The 19720-nt window shown below is 48.8% G+C and carries 17 protein-coding genes; 8 read left to right on the forward strand and 9 right to left on the reverse strand.

The genetic code is table 11. The annotated features are described in order from the left end of the window. Positions 1-191 precede the first annotated feature (191 nt). Positions 192-1187, forward strand: coding sequence for a succinate dehydrogenase/fumarate reductase iron-sulfur subunit (locus H6G45_RS01535; RefSeq protein ID WP_190595923.1), 996 nt, complete (start codon positions 192-194; stop codon positions 1185-1187). A 218-nt stretch (positions 1188-1405) separates the two neighbouring features. Next, positions 1406-2017, forward strand: coding sequence for a transcriptional repressor LexA (lexA, locus tag H6G45_RS01540; RefSeq protein ID WP_190595925.1), 612 nt, complete (start codon positions 1406-1408; stop codon positions 2015-2017). 248 nt (positions 2018-2265) lie between these two features. Here the strand turns inward: lexA and H6G45_RS01545 are convergent, their stop codons facing one another. The 3 genes from H6G45_RS01545 to H6G45_RS01555 all read right to left on the reverse strand — a co-directional run bounded on the left by H6G45_RS01545 (position 2266) and on the right by H6G45_RS01555 (position 4661). After that, positions 2266-3024 (reverse strand): amino acid ABC transporter ATP-binding protein, encoded by a 759-nt coding sequence (locus tag H6G45_RS01545; RefSeq protein ID WP_190595927.1) that lies wholly within the window; start codon positions 3022-3024, stop codon positions 2266-2268. A 56-nt stretch (positions 3025-3080) separates the two neighbouring features. Beyond that, positions 3081-4454, reverse strand: coding sequence for a glucose-6-phosphate dehydrogenase assembly protein OpcA (opcA, locus tag H6G45_RS01550; protein ID WP_190595929.1), 1374 nt, complete (start codon positions 4452-4454; stop codon positions 3081-3083). A 69-nt stretch (positions 4455-4523) separates the two neighbouring features. Beyond that, on the reverse strand, positions 4524-4661 hold the full coding sequence (locus tag H6G45_RS01555) for a hypothetical protein (protein ID WP_190595931.1): 138 nt from the start codon (positions 4659-4661) through the stop codon (positions 4524-4526). 11 nt (positions 4662-4672) lie between these two features. Between H6G45_RS01555 and H6G45_RS01560 the strand changes: the two genes are divergently transcribed. From H6G45_RS01560 to H6G45_RS01575, 4 genes are all read left to right on the forward strand, one after another. Beyond that, the gene (locus H6G45_RS01560) at positions 4673-5824 is read left to right on the forward strand and encodes a tetratricopeptide repeat protein (protein ID WP_190595933.1); all 1152 of its coding nucleotides are present in this window, start codon (positions 4673-4675) and stop codon (positions 5822-5824) included. A 120-nt stretch (positions 5825-5944) separates the two neighbouring features. Continuing rightward, the gene (locus H6G45_RS01565; RefSeq protein ID WP_190595935.1) at positions 5945-7408 is read left to right on the forward strand and encodes a DASH family cryptochrome; all 1464 of its coding nucleotides are present in this window, start codon (positions 5945-5947) and stop codon (positions 7406-7408) included. Between the two features lie 9 nt (positions 7409-7417). Next, on the forward strand, positions 7418-7843 hold the full coding sequence (locus tag H6G45_RS01570) for a DUF29 family protein (RefSeq protein ID WP_190595937.1): 426 nt from the start codon (positions 7418-7420) through the stop codon (positions 7841-7843). A 40-nt stretch (positions 7844-7883) separates the two neighbouring features. Further along, a complete protein-coding gene (locus tag H6G45_RS01575; protein WP_190595939.1) occupies positions 7884-8378 on the forward strand; it encodes a nucleoside deaminase in 495 nt (164 codons plus the stop codon). Between the two features lie 143 nt (positions 8379-8521). Here the strand turns inward: H6G45_RS01575 and H6G45_RS01580 are convergent, their stop codons facing one another. Beyond that, on the reverse strand, positions 8522-8971 hold the full coding sequence (locus H6G45_RS01580; RefSeq protein ID WP_190595942.1) for a hypothetical protein: 450 nt from the start codon (positions 8969-8971) through the stop codon (positions 8522-8524). Positions 8972-9635: 664 nt separating this feature from the next. Further along, entirely contained in the window at positions 9636-10637 is a 1002-nt protein-coding gene (locus H6G45_RS01585) for an adenosine kinase (protein ID WP_190595944.1), read from the reverse strand. A 236-nt stretch (positions 10638-10873) separates the two neighbouring features. On the opposite strand from H6G45_RS01585, the gene H6G45_RS01590 reads away from it, so the two are divergent. Together H6G45_RS01590 and H6G45_RS01595 are read left to right on the forward strand one after the other, a co-directional pair. Further along, on the forward strand, positions 10874-11386 hold the full coding sequence (locus H6G45_RS01590) for a hypothetical protein (RefSeq protein ID WP_190595946.1): 513 nt from the start codon (positions 10874-10876) through the stop codon (positions 11384-11386). Positions 11387-11543: 157 nt separating this feature from the next. Continuing rightward, positions 11544-12398: a DUF4922 domain-containing protein gene (locus H6G45_RS01595; protein ID WP_190595948.1), complete on the forward strand. Its 855-nt coding sequence runs from the start codon at positions 11544-11546 to the stop codon at positions 12396-12398. Between the two features lie 156 nt (positions 12399-12554). On the opposite strand, the gene hemE is transcribed toward H6G45_RS01595, so the two are convergent. The 4 genes from hemE to H6G45_RS01615 all read right to left on the reverse strand — a co-directional run bounded on the left by hemE (position 12555) and on the right by H6G45_RS01615 (position 19517). Beyond that, complete coding sequence (hemE, locus tag H6G45_RS01600; RefSeq protein ID WP_190595949.1) at positions 12555-13607, reverse strand: uroporphyrinogen decarboxylase; 1053 nt, start codon at positions 13605-13607, stop codon at positions 12555-12557. A 108-nt stretch (positions 13608-13715) separates the two neighbouring features. Further along, positions 13716-15557: a DUF5942 domain-containing protein gene (locus tag H6G45_RS01605; RefSeq protein ID WP_190595951.1), complete on the reverse strand. Its 1842-nt coding sequence runs from the start codon at positions 15555-15557 to the stop codon at positions 13716-13718. A gap of 241 nt (positions 15558-15798) precedes the next feature. Then, complete coding sequence (locus H6G45_RS01610) at positions 15799-18285, reverse strand: transglycosylase SLT domain-containing protein (protein ID WP_242017996.1); 2487 nt, start codon at positions 18283-18285, stop codon at positions 15799-15801. 122 nt (positions 18286-18407) lie between these two features. Continuing rightward, positions 18408-19517 carry a HAMP domain-containing sensor histidine kinase gene (locus H6G45_RS01615; protein WP_190595954.1) on the reverse strand — a complete coding sequence of 370 codons (1110 nt, stop codon included), beginning with the start codon at positions 19515-19517 and terminating at the stop codon, positions 18408-18410. Between the last annotated feature and the right edge of the window lie 203 nt (positions 19518-19720).

The following is a 19720-nucleotide window of genomic DNA, read 5'->3' on the forward strand; positions in this document are numbered from 1 at the left end:
CCTTGGGTATTTTAGTGGCGGGCTTAGTGATGTTATTGAACGGTGTCAAAAGTCTGGGCAAGTAATTGAACAATAGCTCCGGTTTTTCCCTGCCATATTTCCACGGCCCAATCCCCGCCCACGGCAATGGATCTTCCACTAAACTTTGAAGTGGAGCCTCGGCCAACATTGCTTTTCCCAAGGTGTTTTCTATGCAAGTCCAATTCCAAATTTTGCGCCAAAAACCGCAACAATCTCCCTACCTAGAAAAGTTTGATCTAGAAGTGGAGCCCGGCACTACTATTTTGGAGTGTTTAAATCGGATTAAATGGGAACAGGATGGGAGCTTGAACTTCCGCAAAAATTGTCGCAACACCATCTGTGGCAGTTGCAGTATGCGGGTTAATGGGCGATCGGCCTTGGCCTGTAAGGAAAATGTGGGCAGTGAAACCCAATTGTTCACCCAGGTTAACGAAGCGGGCATTCCGGTGGTGACGGTGGCCCCCCTTGGCAATTTGCCCGTGATCAAAGATTTAATTGTCGATATGCAACCCTTCTGGGATGACTTGCAACGGGTAGAACCCTACGTTAGCACCCAGGGCCGCAAGGTACCGGAACGGGAATTTCTCCAGACCCCGGCGGAAAGGGAAAAACTCGACCAAATGGGCAATTGCATCCTCTGTGGGGCCTGCTATTCCGAGTGCAACGCCAAATCTGTTAACCTCGATTTTGTGGGGCCCCATGCCCTAGCCAAAGCCCAAAGATTGTTGGCCGACTCCCGAGATGGAGCCACAGCCGATCGCCTCGAAAACTACAACAATGCCACCGCTGGAGCTTGGGGCTGTACCCGCTGTTACCTCTGTAATGAAGTTTGCCCGATGGAAGTGGCCCCCATGGACCAGATTGGCAAAATTAAGTCTGCCCTTCTCGCCAAGAAAACAGCCCAGGACAGTCGCCCAGTACGCCACCGTAAAGTCATGGTGGATTTGGTTAAGGCCGGTGGTTGGGTGGATGAGCGGAAATTTGGTATCTATGTAGTGGGTAATTTTTTCCGGGATCTCAAAGGCATTGCTAGTATTTTACCCCTGGGTCTACGGATGATTGGGAGTGGTAAATTTCCCCCAGCCTTTGAACCTTCCGCTGGCACCAAGGAGGTACGGGGCTTAATTGAACAGGTGCAGGAAGCTGAGAAGATCGGCAATCGCTGAGATTATGGGGGACAACAATAGGGTTTTTCAGGGTAATCACTGATTCCTATTTTTCTTGCCCTTAATTACAGCGGCGATCGCCTTTTAATAACCAAAAATGAGGAAAAATAGGCATAAATGTAAAATTTTGTGTCTTTTTTAGTATGGTTGCCCTGAATGTTATGACTGGGTTTAAAATAGTCCGAGAGTCCTAAATACATTCCTATAGGAGATATTACATGGAACCTCTCACCCGAGCCCAAAAAGAACTTTTTGACTGGTTAGTTAGTTACATTGACGAAACCCAGCACGCCCCCTCTATCCGCCAAATGATGCGGGCCATGAATTTGCGTTCTCCGGCCCCCATTCAAAGTCGGCTGGAACGGCTACGCAATAAAGGTTACGTCGATTGGACTGATGGTAAAGCCCGCACCCTGAGAATTCTCCACCAAAAACCAAAAGGAGTTTCCGTCATCGGCGAACTCAAAGGCGGTGAACTGGTGGAAGCAGACGCAGAGGAAGTGGAAAAGATTGACTTTGCCCCCCTGATGAAGAAGTCATCGGTTTTTGCCCTCCGGGTAATGAGCAATGACCTCGTGGACGACTTTATTGTCGAAGGCGATATGCTGATTCTCCGTTCTGTGACTGGGGAAGAAGAAATCGAAGATGGGGAGTTGGTAGCTGCCAGCATTAAGGGTGGCAAAATTGCTATCAAACGCTATTACCAAGATGGCACCAAGGTCGTACTTAAGGCCTCCAACAACAAAGGCCCCGGTCAAGAACTGAAAGCCAGTGACGTTGAAATCCAGGGGATTTTAATGGGGGTTTGGCGTAATTTCCAGGCTCTTTAACCAAGCATTACTGGAAAATAGATCAAAAACCACACTAGTAAAAATTTTACTTCTATCCCCAGGCTGGCGATCGCCTTTCGCTGGCCTATTTTTATGGCTACTTAGGCCGGTCACCGGGGCATTCGTCCTAGGCGTTTTGTTTTAAGTCCCCACCATTTTGGGAAAAAGCTAAGGAAGGCAGAAAGTTTGGTTGAAAAATCAACCGTGAAAATACGGAGAACTTAGAAAAAAATTGATTACTGAACTAACTAGTTGGACTGAATGCGACTGAGAAATGCCCGCAGACGATCGCTCTTAGGATTGCGAAAAACTTCGTCGGGGTCCCCCTCTTCTTCAATGATCCCTTGGTTAAAGAAAAAGACTCGATTGGATACTTCCCGGGCAAACTGCATTTCATGGGTCACCACCGCCATGGTCATGCCCTCTTCGGCTAACTGTTTCATCACGTTTAGCACTTCCCCCACTAGTTCTGGGTCTAGGGCACTGGTGGGTTCATCGAATAAAAGAATTTCTGGTTTCATACACAGACCCCTGGCGATCGCCACCCGCTGCTTTTGGCCACCAGAGAGTTGGTCGGGGTAATTATCTGCCTTGGTGCCTAAACCCACTTTATCGAGGTAGGTCAGGGCCCGGTCCTTAGCTTCGGCCATGGGAATTTGTAGAACTTTCCGGGGAGCTAACAACAAATTTTGTAGCACCGTTAAATGGGGAAAAAGATTGAAATGCTGAAATACCATGCCCACCCGCACCCGCAATTGCCGCAGATGTTTTTGGTCAATCTTTGCCCCCGACAAATCCACCCCAGTCACCTCTAATTGACCACCACTGATGGGTTCTAGGCGATTGAGGCAACGCAAAAAGGTGCTCTTGCCACAACCAGAAGGGCCAATGATGGAAATAACATCCTTAGGGTAAATTTCCCCCGTTACTCCCCGCAGAACCTCGAGGGGGCCAAAGTTTTTTTGTAACTGGTCAAAGGAAATCAACGGAGCAGTGGGGGAAGTCATGGCCGAAGAAGGTTAAGAACGAATTAAGCAAAGGAGGTTAATGGTTCATTCTGCCATTATCCTGCCTGAGACAGTTGTAAAATAGCCAACACGATCGCCATGGATTCATCGTAGAGAGCATCCCGGCCCCAGCGTTGCAGTTGTCGTCCCAGTAATTGCTCCGTATTTTGGTCGTCCAGGGCGGTGACCTGTTGCACCCGGTAATTTTGCGCCCCGCCCCCTGCTTCCATGCGCATACAACCGACGGTACCGGAACAAAGTACTGTGCCGCATTCGGCCTGGGTATTGGTGGAACCCAGTTTGAGACTAATTAAGTCCCCCAGCACCTGCCCCGTATCGGCCAAGGGTAAACCGGCCAGTTCTGCTTCAATGGCCCGTTGGTTGGGGGCACAGAATTGGATTTTGTGAATTTCGTATACTCCTGGTTGGTAGGTATAGCTAACGGGAGTCCACTGCAAACGACTGGCCACCCAGCCCAAATACATCAATGCCTGGGCATGGTTACCCTTTTCATAATCAATGGAAATTTGGTCAATTTCCCCCACCGCAGAACGACGCTCCGGCGGATCGAAGGCTTCCGCTGTCAGCTCCTGCCATGGCGCTAAGCGGCTCCAATTCAAATCGGCGATCGCCTCTGGCTTATTAACCAATTGGGCTAACTGGAACAAATCCTGTTCGGGATTGTTAAAAATACTGGAATCCACAATGATCATGTCCGCATGGGACAATAACCGTTGAAATAACCCATACTCCATTTCTGGGCTAGCTTTCCACCACACATATTTAGGTAGGGTGGGCAACATTAATTCCGTGATCACACCGGTAATGCGCTCCAACGCATCAGAAGTGCCCCGCAGAGTAATGTATTCACAACAAATAAGAGTATTGTGCTGGGTCTTTTGGATAGGACAGTAGGCGGAAAGCTGGGCCTGTACTCCCTGGTCATCCTCCGCAGTCGGGCAAAGGGTAATAATGCGACAGGGGTTAGAAGCGGCAATGGTATCGGCAATGCCACTCCCTTCTAGGTCGGGGGAATAGGGCTTCGTGATCCGTTCAGCGGTGCTGAGTAAATTGCCTTCCCGGTGGGCAGTTTCAAAGGCAGTCTGTAATGCTTGCTTAAATTCTGGGCTAGATAGTCCGGTAACGGCCACCCCCAAAGCTTTTTGAGCCGACTTAATAGCGGCGGTCATACGGGGCCCCGCAATGCCGTCAATGGGGCCAGTGTAGTAACCGAGGGCGGCCAGCAGGGATTGGACCCCGTCCGGTTCATACACTAAAAAACTGAACGTGGTGGCCCTAGTAGCGATTAAACCCTCTTCCTGTTGGGCACTGGTTTGCCAAATTTGGGCTAACTCAGACTCGATCGCCTCGAGGGAAACGTCCTTGGGGGCTTGGAGGGAAACGAGGGGAGGGGCTTGGGTGGTACTCATGCAATGGCTCCAATGGAATCGGACTGGGCAATGACGCTGATACTTTACCCCCCATGGTAGTGGCAGTTTTCAAATTGCAACCGGCGATCGCCAAAAATCCAGGGCCAAACTCCGCTGATGTTGACAATCCCTAGGGAGGGGCAAACCATGGCTTAGAATAATTGTCAGTAAATGTCGCCCCCGTAATCCGTCAACAGTGACCGTCACCCCATTTTAGGATGCAGAAATTTTTCCAGCGTATTTGGCAGTGGATCCAACAACTTTTTGCCCCTTTGGTGGGCGGCCCAGGGCCGAGGAGTAAATCCCTCCAGGAACTTCCCCCCCTGAGCGACACTGATTATGAGTTTTTGTTTAATCAACTCTTGGAAGGCATTGCCCACGGTTGGCACGAAGGACGCATTCTCAAATTTTTTCAACAGTTGGACCACCGCTGTCGCCCTAAGCAATGGCTTGACTGGTTAGACCGTTTTCAAACTACAGTGCTGGCTTCCCCTTCCCCCAATTTAGTTTTAGCCGCCCGGATGATGCGTTTGGGGGAATTGGCCCAATCCTTTCCCCAGATTGCCCCCATTGGGGATAAGTCCCAGCGCATTGGCAGGGAGCTGTATGCTAGGCAGTCACCACCCCAGATGGATACGGTGTGGGAATATGATGGCCCGGATTTAGTCTCGGTGGAGCAGGCTCAAGCTGAAGGGCAAATGGAAAGTTTCACCTTTGATGAGTTGGTGCAACGCTTACCCCATGATCCTGGTTTAGTGGCCCATTTTGCCGGATTTTTGGGCATTGAAAGCACCGATCCCCAGGTGATTTTACAGGGGCTGATGGAGAAGTTTAATATTCCCGCTGATATGTTGGTGGAAGCGGTGAATAAAACTGGGGATCAAGATTCTGTCCCCGTTGAGCCGGTAGAAACAGCAGAGATAACGGAGAGTTTTGACTCTGCCACTGAGCAATTGACTGCCAACAATGGCGGTGGAGTGGAGTACGGCCAAGGCACGCAACCCCATAGTCCAGAAGACTGGTTCAACCTTGGCATACAGCAGGCCCAAAGAGGAGAACTAGAAGAGGCGATCGCCAGTTGGGGGGAAGCAATTAATCTAAATCCCGACATGACTGCGGCCTGGCAGAATCGGGGTAGTGCCCTGGGGGTAATGGGAAAATTAGCTGAAGCCCTAATTAACTTTGATGAAGCTTTAGCCCAAAATCCCAACGATGCCGAAGTTTGGCTCAGCCGGGGGCTACTACTCGAAGCGATGGAACGCCAAGCAGAGGCCATTCCCAGCTACGAAAAGGCTCTGGCTTTGCAGCCCACCATAGCGGAAGCCCAGGAAAGATTAAGTCACCTACAAACTCCCCCCCAAGATGGTTAAAAGTAGGTAAAACTAACGCATAATTGCCATGGCCACGGTCGATTAAAAATAAAGAAAAATAGTTTTCCTTGGTTCAATTTTTAGACCATTTTACCGAGTGGAATTTTTCCCTTTAACCCCATGGCTTCCTCCACTGCTTTAGTTTGGTTTCGCAATGATCTCCGTTTGCATGATCATGAACCCCTCTACCGAGCATGGCGATCGGGTTTGCCTATCATCCCTGTGTATTGTTATGACCCCAGGCAATTTGGCCACACTGCCCAGGGTTTCCCGAAAACGGGAGCTTGGCGGGCTAATTTTCTGCGGCAAGGGGTGCAGAATTTAGCTGAAAATTTGCAGAAAATAGGGAATAAGTTGTTAGTAACGACGGGATTACCAGAGCAAGTAATTCCCCAAATAGCTGAGCAAATTAACGCTAAAACTGTTTATTACCATCGGGAAGTTACCCAAGAAGAGTTAGATGTAGAGCGCAATTTAGTTAAGCAATTAGTAGCTGTAGACATACAAGCAGAAGGTTATTGGGGAAGCACCCTTTACCATCCCGAAGATTTACCTTTTTCTGTCCAAGATTTGCCAGATTTATTTACCAATTTCCGCAAAAGTGTCGAAAAGAAAAAAATCTCCATTCGTCCGTGTTTTTCTACCCAATCTCCACTGCCTCCTAGCCCTGATGCTCAACTGACCTTAACTCCGCCACCGTCAGAATTTTTTCCCGCCGCTACCATGGATTCCCGCTCTGTTTTAGCTTTCCAAGGAGGAGAAACAGCAGGCTTGGCGAGGTTACAAAGTTACTTTTGGGATGGCGATCGCCTAAAAAGTTATAAAGAAACCCGCAATGGCATGGTGGGAGCGGATTATTCCAGCAAGTTTTCCCCTTGGTTAGCATTGGGCTGTCTTTCCCCCCGGTTCATTTACCAAGAAGTGAAACGCTATGAGCAGGAACGAATTAGTAATGATTCTACCTACTGGTTGATTTTTGAGCTAATGTGGCGGGATTTTTTTCGTTTTGTGGCCCAAAAATATGGCAACAGGTTATTTAATCGGGGGGGATTACTGAACAAAAAATTGCCCTGGCAGCAGGATCAAGTCCGTTTTGAAATCTGGCGATCGGGGCAGACTGGTTACCCTCTAGTGGATGCCAATATGCAGGAATTAAATCTCACTGGCTTTATGTCTAATCGGGGGCGGCAAAATGTCGCTAGTTTTCTCTGCAAAAATTTGGGCATTGATTGGCGATGGGGAGCAGAATGGTTTGAATCTTGCCTAATTGATTATGATGTTTGTAGTAATTGGGGCAATTGGAACTACACCGCTGGCATAGGTAATGACGCTAGGGATTTCCGTTACTTTAATATTCCCAAACAAAGTCAACAATATGATCCCCAAGGGGATTATTTACGCCATTGGTTGCCGGAATTGAATAATTTACCCGGTGAAAAAATCCACCAACCATGGTTATTATCTGCCACAGAACAAAAACAATGGGGAGTGCAATTGGGAGTAGATTATCCCCGCCCCTGTGTGGATTTTCACCAATCAGTGGAAGCCCGCCGTAAAATTGAACAGATGGGTGTCATTACTTAGGTTGAGACCATGGAAGAATTATTAGAATTAAGACTATTAGTGCAATCTGGGGAAACCACGGCCGCTCTGGCTTTAATCGATGAATTAGAAACCATGAGCAAAGAAGATAAAATTAATAAAATTTATAGTTATTGCATTGTTTTACTGGTTCATTTGATTAAGCAACAGGCGGAAGCAAGAAGTACTAACTCCTGGGAAGTTTCCATTCGCAATGCTATCAACGCTATCGAACGCATTAATAAACGAAGAAAAGCGGGGGGCTATTATGTCAGCCAACCAGATTTACAAGAAATTTTAGTTGAAGCCTATGATCGAGCTTTAGATAACGCCTCCCTGGAAGCTTTTGGTGGAATTTATGATGCCGCTAACTTAGCAGAAAAAGTAGACCGTGATGCTATCATCAACCAAGCAATAGAATTAATTAGTTTTACCTAGTTCTACTCAAAATTTTTGTAAAAAAGTTTAAACATAATTGATGGATCAACTCTTATCCACCCATGAACATTGGATGCAAATGGCGATCGCCTTGGCGGAAGAAGCGGGCAACGAGGGGGAAATTCCTGTGGGGGCAGTGGTGATCAACTCCATAGGGCAAGTTTTAGCCACCACCCAAAATCGTAAACAACGGGATCAAAATCCCACCGCCCACGCAGAAATTCTGGCTATCCAAACTGCTTGCCATCGGCTGGGCCATTGGCGATTGAATGAGTGTGCCCTTTATGTCACGTTGGAACCCTGCCCCATGTGTACCGGCGCCATTATCCAAGCCCGTTTAGGGTTATTAGTTTATGGCACTCCCGACCCCAAAACCGGCACCATCGACAGTGTGTTCGACTTAGCCGCCAGCGCCGCTTCTAATCACCGTCTGCAACGTCTAGGGGGAGTGTGTCAGGAGCAATGCCGTGAACAATTACAAAGTTGGTTTGCCCAACACCGAGCCAGAAAAAGACAACAATCCGTCGTTTCCTAAGATCTGGTTTGCTTGCCAAACTGACCCACTAAAGCGACCGCAATTCTGGGGTAATTTTTCCTAGTTTCTCCCCAAACTTATGGAAACTGAGGGCTTTAAAAAGCCTCTTTAAAATTTGCCATTGTCTCCCTATGACTTTCTGCTTACAAGCGTTGGTGGGTGTGGGAATGTTGCTTAACGTTATCTTCAGTTTTCACCACCTTACTGTCATTAAGGATCCGTTTCTTCTCCAAGGAAAAGTTAAACTTATCCCATTTTTCCCCAATGGCTAAATGTTCCTTCGCTTGGGGACGTACCTGGTAAGTCCGGGCCGCCGCGGTGAATCTTTCCACAAAGTCGTCACAGAATTGCGCACTCTGGTCAAAAATGCCCGGTTTGTTAATTTTTTCCCCTGCCAATACTTCCCCCGCTTGCACGGCGATCGCCCATTGGTAAGAAGTGGGCACCTGTTTGAGAATGGCTTCTAGGGCCGCCGAGGGAATGGGTTCAATGATGTCCACCGCATGGAAGTCACCGTCTTCCCTCAAAAAGCAGGTGGCTAAACCAAGGACGCAGTAATCATCGTTAGCTAGGGAGGTGGGAGAAATGGGCATAAATAAGAAGAATTTAGTAATTTAAAACGGACTGAGGTGGGTTGCTCCCCCAGTATATCCATTGGGCCCGCCCCTGCCGGAAACGAAGCCGCCTGAAACCATACTAGTTGGGTTTATCTGGAGTAGGGCCAAAAAGTCTAATTTCTCTACCTATGCCAGGGCTAAAATCTGGCGATCGCCTAGTTGAATCTTTGGATTGAGCTTGAAAGTGGCACAGAGTGGCTGTGACTAGAATCACCGTTCTCCAGTGACCCATCGGCTTGTTGACCCCCAGTGAGAACCAGATAATGAGGGCAGGATTCAAAAAAGCGGGTGCACAATGTAGCACAGGGCTAGTTTCCGAACCTAATTCAATGGGGACGAAACTGGCCGCTTTTTTTTGCTTTTCCACCAGTACTAATCGCTTTTTTCTAATCCTTGACCAAGTTACAGGTTTTATGGCTTTTTCCTGAGTCTGGGAATCAATCCTTTGGTTTTACTCCATGAAATCCCTACCAGGAGAGAATTTCAGGATTCTTCCAACGTAAAAATACAAAAGCAAGACTTTTTATTAAGTACACAGCTTAAAACCCTTGCTATCAAAGGCTTCTGGGGATTCATTTGAAAATTCCCTAACCAGACTAATAGTAGAGCGATATGACTTTGGGAAAATAGTTTTCCTATCTTAAACTGCCTGAACAGACTGTAAAATCTCTTGCAGTGTTGCCGTCGCCAAGCGGGGGCCGTAACAGGTAACTACTCTGGATGCTGTTTCCGATGCCAATTGCCCAGCCTTTTCATAGTCCATGCCGTGGGTTAAACCATATAAAAATCCCCCGGCGTACATATCCCCTGCCCCCACCGTATCAATGGGTTGAACCTTAGGGGTATTAATGGTTAATAAATTCTCGCCATCAAAAATTAGTGACCCTTCTCCGCCCCTAGTGAGGGCAAAGTTTTTGGCAATACTTTTACAGTAGGCGATCGCCTGATTGAGGTCTGAAGTACCGGCCATTTCTAGGGCTTCCGCTTCATTGGCAAACAATAAATCTACCCCTTGTCCTAGCATTTCCTTTAAGCCATCCTGGAAAAATTTGGCCATGTTCGGATCAGATAGGGAGAGACAGGTTTTCACCCCGGACTGTTCGGCGATCGCCTTAGCTTCGATGCAGGCGGCCTTTGCACTGGGGGAGGTGACCAGATATCCTTCCAGATAAAGATATTGGGATTGCCGTAACGCTGGCCAATCCATTTCCGTCACCGACAAACTACCGCTAATCCCCAAAAATGTGTTCATGGTGCGATCGGCATCGGGGGTAACAAAAACCAAGCATTTACCAGTAATACCTTCCCCGGCGCTTTCATGGTGGGGGTTGGTATCGAGACCACAATCGTTCAAATCCTGGAGATAAAAGGCTCCGGCCTCATCCTTGCCCACTTTGCAGGCGTAAAAACCCGTACCCCCCAGTTGGGCCAGGGCCACCAGGGTATTAGCCGCAGAACCGCCACTGCTTTGTTTGCCGCGCTGTTGGGCCAATTGGGCGATTAGTTCATTTTCCCTGGCTTCTTCCACCAAGGTCATCACCCCTTTATCAATGCCTAGGCTGGCTAACTGCTCTGGGGTAACCTCAAATTCCATATCCACCAAGGCATTTCCCATACCATAGACATCATATTTATGACCCATTGCAACCTCACGGATTCCGCTTCATGACGAATGTTATCCTAGGGCAGAATGGCTTGACTGACAATGGTGAAGGCAATTTACAGGGCAGAAATGATGACGATTAGGGTCAGTTTTCTCCCAAACTGTAGTAATAGTATTGTCTGATTAGCGGTGGGATTAATCACCAACTATGGTGAGACAATTGCTAAAATAAACAATAGTTAAATCAAGATTTGACTAAAATTCTTGGTAAAAGTATGCCCACATCTATGTCGGAATGGCATCAGTTTTTGACTTATTTTCCCCTGGATAAAGCCAATTGGAATTTTAAAGCTTCTCAAAATCTGACTGCCCCATTAATTTTGTATTATTCTGGTGTTTTGCCCGCGACCCCAAGCCTACGACATTTACTCTTAGTTTCCCAACTAAAGGGCACGAATACAGAGAGTTTTGGTAATCAATCCATGCCTAGACCACAAATGTTTGACCATGGGGCTAGCCATGATTTCACCATGCTCTATGCCCACGTTGCCGCCCCCCAACGACGGGATTTACTTTTCCATTTTCAGATTAGTGGTTCTGACATCACCGCTAAGCAATTGGCCTACTTTTTTATTGAAGCGTGTGGCAAAGCTGAAGATAATGACCAAATTTACCTTAGCGATCGCCGCCACCGTAATTTCTGGGCCGACTTAGCCCGCACCAAATTGAGCCAACTGAATGTAGATAATAGCATTTGGGAAGATAATCAGTCTTTACAGGTTGTTTGACGGGTAGTGCTCTCCACTGCGCGGTGTAGGATCAAGGAACGGCTCCAGCAAAATTTCGCCCTTGGCAGTGTTCCCCATGGGCATAATCAGGGGTTTTGCTAATGGTTAATTGTTGTTGCCCTGTGCCAAGAACGTAGTTACCTATTTTTCCCTCACCATGGCTGAATCCTATCTCCTCCCCGGTCAATTGTGGCCCCGTTTACTAGCCCAGAGTGACCACGCCCTCAAAACCGGTGCCCTCCAACCCATCAATACGGCGGTAACTACCCTGGATGCAGGAGAAATAAACTTTGTAGTACGAATTTTGACCCAAATCCATCGCAAAAAAATTACTACTGAACACCAACATCGCCAGAAAATTAATCCATTTTTGCCCTACGACCCCGATCTATTTGTGGGACATTTTTCCCAGACCCATTTGGGATTACTAAATAAATTCAAGGTAGTAGATCAACATTTATTAATTGTCACGCGGGAGTTTGAAGATCAACAAAATCCTTTGACCCTAGGGGATTTCACCGCGGCGGTGCAGGTATTAAAAGAAAAAGAAGGATTAGTATTTTATAACAGCGGCCCTAAAGCGGGGGCCAGTCAACCCCACCGTCATTTACAATGGATTCCCTTCCCTTTGGTGGAAAATAGTCAAAAATTTCCCCTGGCTGATCATTTTATTCAAGCAAAAAAACTACCCTTCCAAACGGCGATCGCCCCCCTCACCATGGACGTGATTAACCAAGCCGACGGAGGCAAGATTTGCCACCAAATTTATCGGGATATGTTGCAGCAATTGTCGTTACAAACCACAGTGGGAGCAAGACCCCACCCCTACAATCTGTTAATGACTAGGGAGTTTTTGGCGATCGTGCCCCGTTCCCAGCAATCCTACCAAGACATTGAAGTTAATGCCTTGGGTTTTGCCGGTGGCTTACTGGTAAAAAATCAACAACAGTTGGAGTTGTTACAACAATTGGGACCGTGGCAACTACTGCGACAAGTGGGAGTCGAGCAATAATCAAATGATGAATAGATGAATAATCTTACCCCCCCCGCCTATGGGCTTGTCCCCTCATCAAGGGGAGCTAGGGGGGATATTTTTTGATCTGTTGCTGGCATTAATTTAGCGAAGTAGCATTAAAACCACTAAACAAATATCAATAACCAATTGTCATTACAGCAATTGGTCCACTTGCTTAGCCGTTTCAAAGAAGAAGCGGACATTATCCTCTGGGGTACCCACCAAAACACCATGGCCGAGGTTGAAAATATGTCCCCCCTGGCCTGCTTTGCGCACAGTATCTAAAATCCGTTCTTTGATAAAGTCTTGGGAACCAAACAAGACACCGGGGTCCATATTACCCTGTACCTTCATGGCTTGGCCCAGGCGTTGGCGAGCGTCGGCCATGTCCACGGTCCAATCCACACTGACAATGTCCACTCCGGATTTACCCATGCGTTCCAGAATGCCGGCACTGCCGCTGATGTAAAGAATTAACGGTGTATCGGGGTGGGTTTCCTTAACCAGCTTGACTACTTTTTGCTGATAGGGCAGGGCAAAGGTGTCGTAATCTTGGGGGCTTAGTTGACCAGCCCAGGAATCGAATAATTGCACCAGTTGGGCACCGCAGTCGATTTGGTAACGAACATAAACGGCGATCGCCTCGGCAATTTTATCGAGGAAGCTGTGAAGAATGGCCGGTTCAGAAAAGGCCATTTGCTTAATTACTTTGTAATCTTTAGAGCTTTTGCCTTCAATGGCGTAGGCCGCGAGGGTCCAGGGAGCACCGACAAAACCCAACACGGTGGATTGGTTGCCCACTTCTTTCCGTAAAGTTCCTAGTATGGTTTTGATGAAGGGCAGACTGGATTCCGGGTCCAAGGGATGGAGTTGATCCACCTGGGCTTGGGTGCGGATGGGAGGGTCAATAATGGGCCCTTTACTTTCCACAATGTCAAAGGGAATGCCAATGCCGGGCAGAGGGGTTAGAATGTCGGAAAACATGATCACCCCATCGGGTTGGAAGGCTCGCCAGGGCTGGAGGGAGATTTCGATGGCCAAGTCTGGATTTTCTGACCGCTCCCGGAAGCTTGGATATTTATCCCGCAGATCTCGATAAACTTTCATATAACGGCCAGCCTGGCGCATCATCCACACCGGCGGACGCTTAACTACTTCGCCCCTGGCTACCCGCAGAAGGTAGGGCAAATCATTTGCTTCTGTCATTATTACTCCTAATAAAAATTCTTTGTAAAATCAAGCCTTTGCTAGCTTATCATTTCCCCCGCTGCCTCTAATCCTTGGCGATGGGGGGATTTTTTCTGCTCCCATCCGTTAATGTTCTCCCTTGGCAGCCAAAGAACCAAGTCCCAGGCAAATTAAGGCGTTAACCACCAAAAAGGCGATCGCCGTGGTGCCGGTGCCGATTAACCATAGGGGAGTACCAAGGAAAGCGGCGGTTAATAAAAAGACAGTTACCCCAAAACAAACCCCCAAAGACCACTGTTTGCCACTGGGACTGCCCAGCAATAGCAACAACAAGCCAATGGGAATGAGCGCACTGGCAAAAAATGGATTTAACAAACCAGTCCCAGGAAGACTGTTGCCCAACTCCGGCAGGGCACTGCCCATGGCTCGGAAAGGCCATTGGGGCAAGTCAAAAATGTATAGACCTTGCAGAAAGAATAGCCCCGAGCTGCCAAAAATTAATCCCCAGTTGAAGGGCCAGGTAAATTGCAGCGGTAGATAAATCCGCAGCAGGAATACCAACAGATAGGAACCCAACACCATTGCTAGTTTGGGCAAAAACGCCACAGCCCCGCCGTCAAACCAAAAAATGGGATTGAGGTAACCGTTGTCCCGTAACCAGCGCATGAAATCCCGGAAGGAAATTTGTCCCTGTTGGGCCTGTTTGACCGCTTCCCCGGCGTTGACATGGCCGGCACCGTAGTAGTTCAGACTATCGTTGGGCACAGAACGGGCGGAGGCTTTGAGAATTTTTAACACCGCCTCTGGTTCCGATACCTCTGCCACCGTCAGGCGATCGGCAGCCCCAGAAGATAAACCCACTTTGGCCTGTTGTAGTTGGACGGATTGGATCAGTGCTGCCGTGCCAGCCACATGGGGAGCGGCCATGCTAGTGCCCTGCATACCCATAAGCACCGGTTCCCTGGTATCGGGGTCAATGGTTTCCTGGATGATTTTGCCATCTTTGCCGTCGGTGCTCCCCCCAGGGGCCGCAATGTCCACCCCAGCCCCATAGTTAGAATATTCGGCTTTGTTACCGGTGGCATCGGTGGCCGCCACACTAATCACCTTGGGGTAACGACCGGGGTAAGCCGCTGCATTTTGTCCTTCATTACCGGCCGCCGCAATGATTACCACCCCTTTGCTGTAGGCGTAGTCAATGGCATCGGCTAGGGTCTTGCTTTCACCACCGCCCCCCAAGCTCATGTTAATTACACTGGCTCCGTTATCGGCCGCATACATAATCGCTTCAGCAATGTCCGCCACCGTGCCGCCACCGTTATCTCCCAATACTTTCAGGGGCATAATTTTGGCTTTGGGCGCAATACCTGCGACGCCGTATTCATTATTAGTGGCTTGGGCAATCGTTCCCGCCACATGGGTGCCATGGCCGTTGTAGTCCGTGGTGTCCCGGTTGTCATCTACAAAATTGTAGCCACTAACAAATTGGGTTTGTCGTAAATCCGGTACCCTGGTGACCCCGGTGTCAATCACCGCTACGGTGACCCCTTCTCCCTTACTCTGATCCCAGGCCGATTCCATGGCGATCGCCCGGAGATTCCATTGCTTGCTGTATTCAGGATCGTTGGGAACTTCCAGGGCTTGATAGATATAGTTGGGTTCGATGTAGTCTACTTCCTTGGTCAAAGGCGATCGGCGCAGACGTTTTAAATCTTCCCCATCGCCCTTAACGGTGTAAACATAATTTTTAATGGAAAAAATACTGTTAAAATCCACCGTCTTTTCCAGCTTCTCATCGATGGCTTGAATATCCGCCGTTAGGGTTTGAGTGGGAATATCATTTTTAAAATTAATGATCAAGCTATCGTAATTGCCGCGGTGGGCCAAACCATGGTGTTGGAGATAGAGGTTGAGGGCAAACCACAGACCGGCAAAGAACAGAATGGTGAGGAAAAAGCGTTTGATCATAATAAATGCGGGGAATGGGGCCCATTTTCCCGGGCGGAAATCGGCAAATCACATCTTATAGAGATAGACAAAACTTTGCCCGAGTGCCTGACTAATTGCAATTCTAATGGACGAACAAGGGAGATTGATGATCTTGGAGTTGCCAAAGAAGACTCCCATTAAGACCTCCAATCTAACGCCGGGAGCATTGAACTTGCCGAAGATTGCTGATTCCAAGAATCTGAGCTAGGTAGAAGCGGGATTAACTCTTTCCCACCTGCCCCATCAGTTTCTCCACATCGGGGTCATAAATGCGCAAATAATTCCAGTAATTACCAAACACTGCCTCCACATAGCCCTTAGTTTCTGCAAAGGGAATGCGCTCTACAAAGAGGTCAGGATCAGCGTTATTAAATTCCTGTAACCATTTGGCCACATTGCCCGGCCCCGCATTGTAGCTGGCCACCGCCAGGGCCGAATTATTGTTATAGGTTTTATGGGTGTGGTCAAAATACCAGGTGCCCATATTGACGTTATCGGTGGGATCAGTCAGGGAATATTCCTGCAATCCGATTTGGGGAGCAATCCATGCCGCAGTGGCGGGCATCACCTGCATCAGCCCCGTCGCGCCCACGGGAGACTGGATATCCTTTTCAAAACGGGATTCCTGGCGAATTAACGCCGTGACCAAAAAGGGATTCACCTGACGCTTTTCCGACCACTCAAAAATTAACTTTTGGTAGGGAAAGGGAAAGAGGGTTTGCCAATAATCCCTAGTGCTCCGTAGTTCTTCCCATTGTTTTCTCTGTTCTGGGTCCTCGGGATTACGCAAATTCAACACTTGGTTGATACCCTGCAAATATTCCTGTTGGGTCAGTTTAAGCAACGCTTCCGTAAAACCTTCATTGACCGTTAGCTCTGGTACTGTTTCCCCTTCTGCTTTGGCTCGAATTTCTGCGTCAAACAATTCGATCGCCTCTTGGTCTTGGGCCAGACGATATAACTCCCGAAAAGTGGGGGAACCAGCGGGGGGTAAAGGCCGTTGGTCCGGTACTGTCACCGGGGGATTGAGGAACCGCACGGAGTTAAAGTCCCCCACCTGCCAGCCCAGTAACACCGCCGATCGCCAAGCGTAGTAGGACTGGGGATATTTAGCCAGGACTGTTTCAAAAGCGGCCTTAGAATCGGCCGATCGCCCTAGTTGCTGGGCCCATTTACCGATCCAAAAAATGGCTTTGGGGGTAACGTCACTCTGGGGATTTTGGTTGGCAATTTCCTTGGCCCAGCGCCAAGCTTCAGTATAGTTACCAGCTTTAGCAAACTCCTGGGCCTGGCGCCAACGGTAATTAGCGGCGGCATCGGAGTTGGGATACTTTTGCAGTAGGGTTTGGCGAGCCTGTTGGGCTTGGTTAGCATCAAATTTCGCCAGCAGATCTATCTTGGCGGCCAGGGCAGAGGCCCCTTGGTCAGGAAATTGTTGCTCTAACTGCTGAAGATATTGCACCCCTTCCCTGGGGGGAACCATTTCTGCTAAACGTCGTAGAGCTAAGGCAGTTTCTGGGCTGTCCGGGTAGGTGGCAATTAATTGACGGTAATTTTCTTGAGCTTCCTTGTCCAGCTTGCTAATTTGTTGGGCCCTGGCTAAACGGTAAAGATTGCGGGCATTGCTGGGGGCCTTTTGGTAGGGGGCGATCGCCTGGTTATAGATGCGACGATACCAAAAATTTTCTCCTATGGCCTGCCAATCTTCGGGGGTTAAATGTTCTTGGTGGTTGGCTTTGAGGCCATCGATCACAGCGGCGGTGCGGCCATCGGTGGGATGATTTTGCAAAATTTGCCGTTGGATTTCCAGAGAATTAGGTTCACTTTCTAACTGCTGGTGGAGAATAGCGAGGGTGCGGGGATGGCCCGGATGGTCGGCGATCGCCTGTTGCCAATAGGCTTGATCCAAACTACCCAAATTTTCCAGGGCATTGACCACCACGGGGGAATCGGGATATTGGTCTAAAATACTTTGCCAGGTAGCTTCTGCCTGGTCATTTTCGTTACTTAATTGATAGCCCCGGCCCCGCATGAGCAAGATATAGGGCGCTAACACTGGATATTGCACTTCCAATCCGTCCAAAATCCGGATGGCAGGGCCTCCCTCAAACTTGGCCAGCAAATCCCCTGCTAACAAAAACCGAGCCCTACTCCTTTCTAAAGACAGTTCTTGCTGATTGGCGATCGCCTCCAACCGGCCCCGCCGTTGCTCCGGGGTTAACAGGGCCAAACGCAACACTTCGGAATCTTGATGTTGTTCCTGCTCGTAGGCTTTGAGTTGGGCTTCCTGTCGCCAGCCGTTCACCATTTCCAGAGCCCTGGGCAAAGTTAGGGCCGTGCCCCCCACCAACAGCACCAATATGCCTCCCAACCAGAGCCAGCGCTTACTCCGGACACTACCTTGGGCTTGCTCTTCCTCTACCAGAGATTGGTCATGGCCATTCAGCGGAGCAGTAATTGTACTCTGCTGATCTCCAGAACCCAAGGAGGGTAGATGATCTGATCCTGGTTCCCCATGCGGACTGGCGATCGCCGGGGGAGATAGATTGGGCAAAGACAACCTTTTCTTTGGGGCGGGACTACTGGTCTCCGTTGTTTCCCCCTGGTGGCCATCCTGGTTAGGCTCCATCTGCTCTGATGAAGCGTCCCCCATTGCGGTTAAATCCTTGAGATAATCCTGCAATTGGGCCTTTGATTTCTTGTGCATAATGTTGGAGTAATGCCAAACCACAACTCTACCTTATCTTTGCCTGGGTTTAACTGGGGAAGGTAGGCGGGGATCGGTCTGACCGGAAGTATTACAAGCATTTTCCCATCAGTCATCAGTCCTTATACCAATGGTAAGGAAAAGCTAAATTCACTGCCCTGGCCCTGGGTACTCTTCACTAGTAAATTGCCCCCCTGCAACTCCACTAACCGTTTGGCGATCGCCAGTCCCAAACCGGTGCCACCGGAATAACGGGAACGGGATTTATCTGCCCGCCAAAACCGCTCAAACACATAGGGCAAATCCTCCGTCGCAATACCAATGCCCGTATCCGTCACCGTCACCCAGAGTAGATTGTTCTTTCCCTGATCATTACCAAGGTGAGCATCGATGGTAATGGCACCGCTGGGGGTATAACGCACCGAATTACCAATTAAATTAACCAAAATTTGCTCAGTGCGGTCTGGGTCGGCCAACACGGGGGGTAAAGGTGACGTGGCGGCAAGGATTAACTCTGGCCCTTCCTCCAATAACTGGTCAGCAAACCGTTGTTGTAATTTTGCCAACAAAGGATAAAGGTCGAGGGGTTGCCGTTGGATGGACAAATAGCCCGCCTCTACTTTGGACAATTCCTGCAAATCCACTGTCAGCCGTTCCAATCTCCTAGTTTCCCCCACCAATCGCTGGTAAAGTTCCGGATCTCCGGCAATGGTGCCCTCCGCCAACTGTTCCAAATAACCCCGCACCACCGTCAAAGGGGAACGTAATTCATGGGTCAGGTCACTCACTAATTCCCGCCGTTGTTGTTCCACATTGGCCAAACTGTCCGCCATGCGATTAAAACTCTCCCCCAAATCTTCCAATTCAGGGACATCACTGGGGGGCATCCGGCTTTGCAAATCTCCCTCAGCCAAATTTTTAGTAGCTAACTTGAGGCGATCGAGGGGTTGCATAATGCGATCGGCCGCCAAAAAGCTAAGTCCTCCAGCGGCACTGGCCCCAAAAATAATCGCCCAGAGGGAACTGCGGTTCCAGGCAGTTTCAAAACCTCGGATCAAATAGGTTTTGGCAGAACGAACAGTGATAAATCCCTGACTTTCCAACTCTTCCAAGCGCAGAATAAACATGCGGGGGGAAGATATTTTCGCCAGGGAAACAAAACTGCCCAACCCTACTAGCATCACTAACATATGGGACAGGAAAAGACGGGAACCAAGACTGAGTTTAGCCATAGGATTAAGGTGAGCGGGGTTAAGAATTGACCAAAACTGGGGATCATTCAAGAAAAGCAATGACTCCCTCCCCCTGGCCCCAATTTGTCTGTAGCACACCAGCAAAGCCGTAATAGAATGGGGTGATTGTTTTGCTCAATTTACCCAGGTTGAGGCATCGAGGGGCAAAGATAGTAGAGTCTGGGGGGTTATGGGATGACTGC

Source organism: Synechocystis sp. FACHB-383 (assembly GCF_014698605.1).
Taxonomy (GTDB): domain Bacteria; phylum Cyanobacteriota; class Cyanobacteriia; order Cyanobacteriales; family Microcystaceae; genus Synechocystis; species Synechocystis salina.

Bases quoted from the DNA above. Each gene is read 5' to 3' on its own strand.
- H6G45_RS01545 (WP_190595927.1), bottom strand. From the start codon at position 3,024: ATGACTTCCCCCACTGCTCCGTTGATTTCCTTTGACCAGTTACAAAAA.
- hemE (WP_190595949.1), bottom strand. From the start codon at position 13,607: ATGACAGAAGCAAATGATTTGCCCTACCTTCTGCGGGTAGCCAGGGGC.
- H6G45_RS01580 (WP_190595942.1), bottom strand. From the start codon at position 8,971: ATGCCCATTTCTCCCACCTCCCTAGCTAACGATGATTACTGCGTCCTT.
- H6G45_RS01595 (WP_190595948.1), top strand. From the start codon at position 11,544: ATGGCTGAATCCTATCTCCTCCCCGGTCAATTGTGGCCCCGTTTACTA.
- H6G45_RS01535 (WP_190595923.1), top strand. From the start codon at position 192: ATGCAAGTCCAATTCCAAATTTTGCGCCAAAAACCGCAACAATCTCCC.
- H6G45_RS01560 (WP_190595933.1), top strand. From the start codon at position 4,673: ATGCAGAAATTTTTCCAGCGTATTTGGCAGTGGATCCAACAACTTTTT.
- H6G45_RS01610 (WP_242017996.1), bottom strand. From the start codon at position 18,285: ATGCACAAGAAATCAAAGGCCCAATTGCAGGATTATCTCAAGGATTTA.
- H6G45_RS01585 (WP_190595944.1), bottom strand. From the start codon at position 10,637: ATGGGTCATAAATATGATGTCTATGGTATGGGAAATGCCTTGGTGGAT.
- lexA (WP_190595925.1), top strand. From the start codon at position 1,406: ATGGAACCTCTCACCCGAGCCCAAAAAGAACTTTTTGACTGGTTAGTT.
- H6G45_RS01590 (WP_190595946.1), top strand. From the start codon at position 10,874: ATGCCCACATCTATGTCGGAATGGCATCAGTTTTTGACTTATTTTCCC.
- H6G45_RS01570 (WP_190595937.1), top strand. From the start codon at position 7,418: ATGGAAGAATTATTAGAATTAAGACTATTAGTGCAATCTGGGGAAACC.
- H6G45_RS01605 (WP_190595951.1), bottom strand. From the start codon at position 15,557: ATGATCAAACGCTTTTTCCTCACCATTCTGTTCTTTGCCGGTCTGTGG.
- H6G45_RS01615 (WP_190595954.1), bottom strand. From the start codon at position 19,517: ATGGCTAAACTCAGTCTTGGTTCCCGTCTTTTCCTGTCCCATATGTTA.
- H6G45_RS01565 (WP_190595935.1), top strand. From the start codon at position 5,945: ATGGCTTCCTCCACTGCTTTAGTTTGGTTTCGCAATGATCTCCGTTTG.
- opcA (WP_190595929.1), bottom strand. From the start codon at position 4,454: ATGAGTACCACCCAAGCCCCTCCCCTCGTTTCCCTCCAAGCCCCCAAG.
- H6G45_RS01575 (WP_190595939.1), top strand. From the start codon at position 7,884: ATGGATCAACTCTTATCCACCCATGAACATTGGATGCAAATGGCGATC.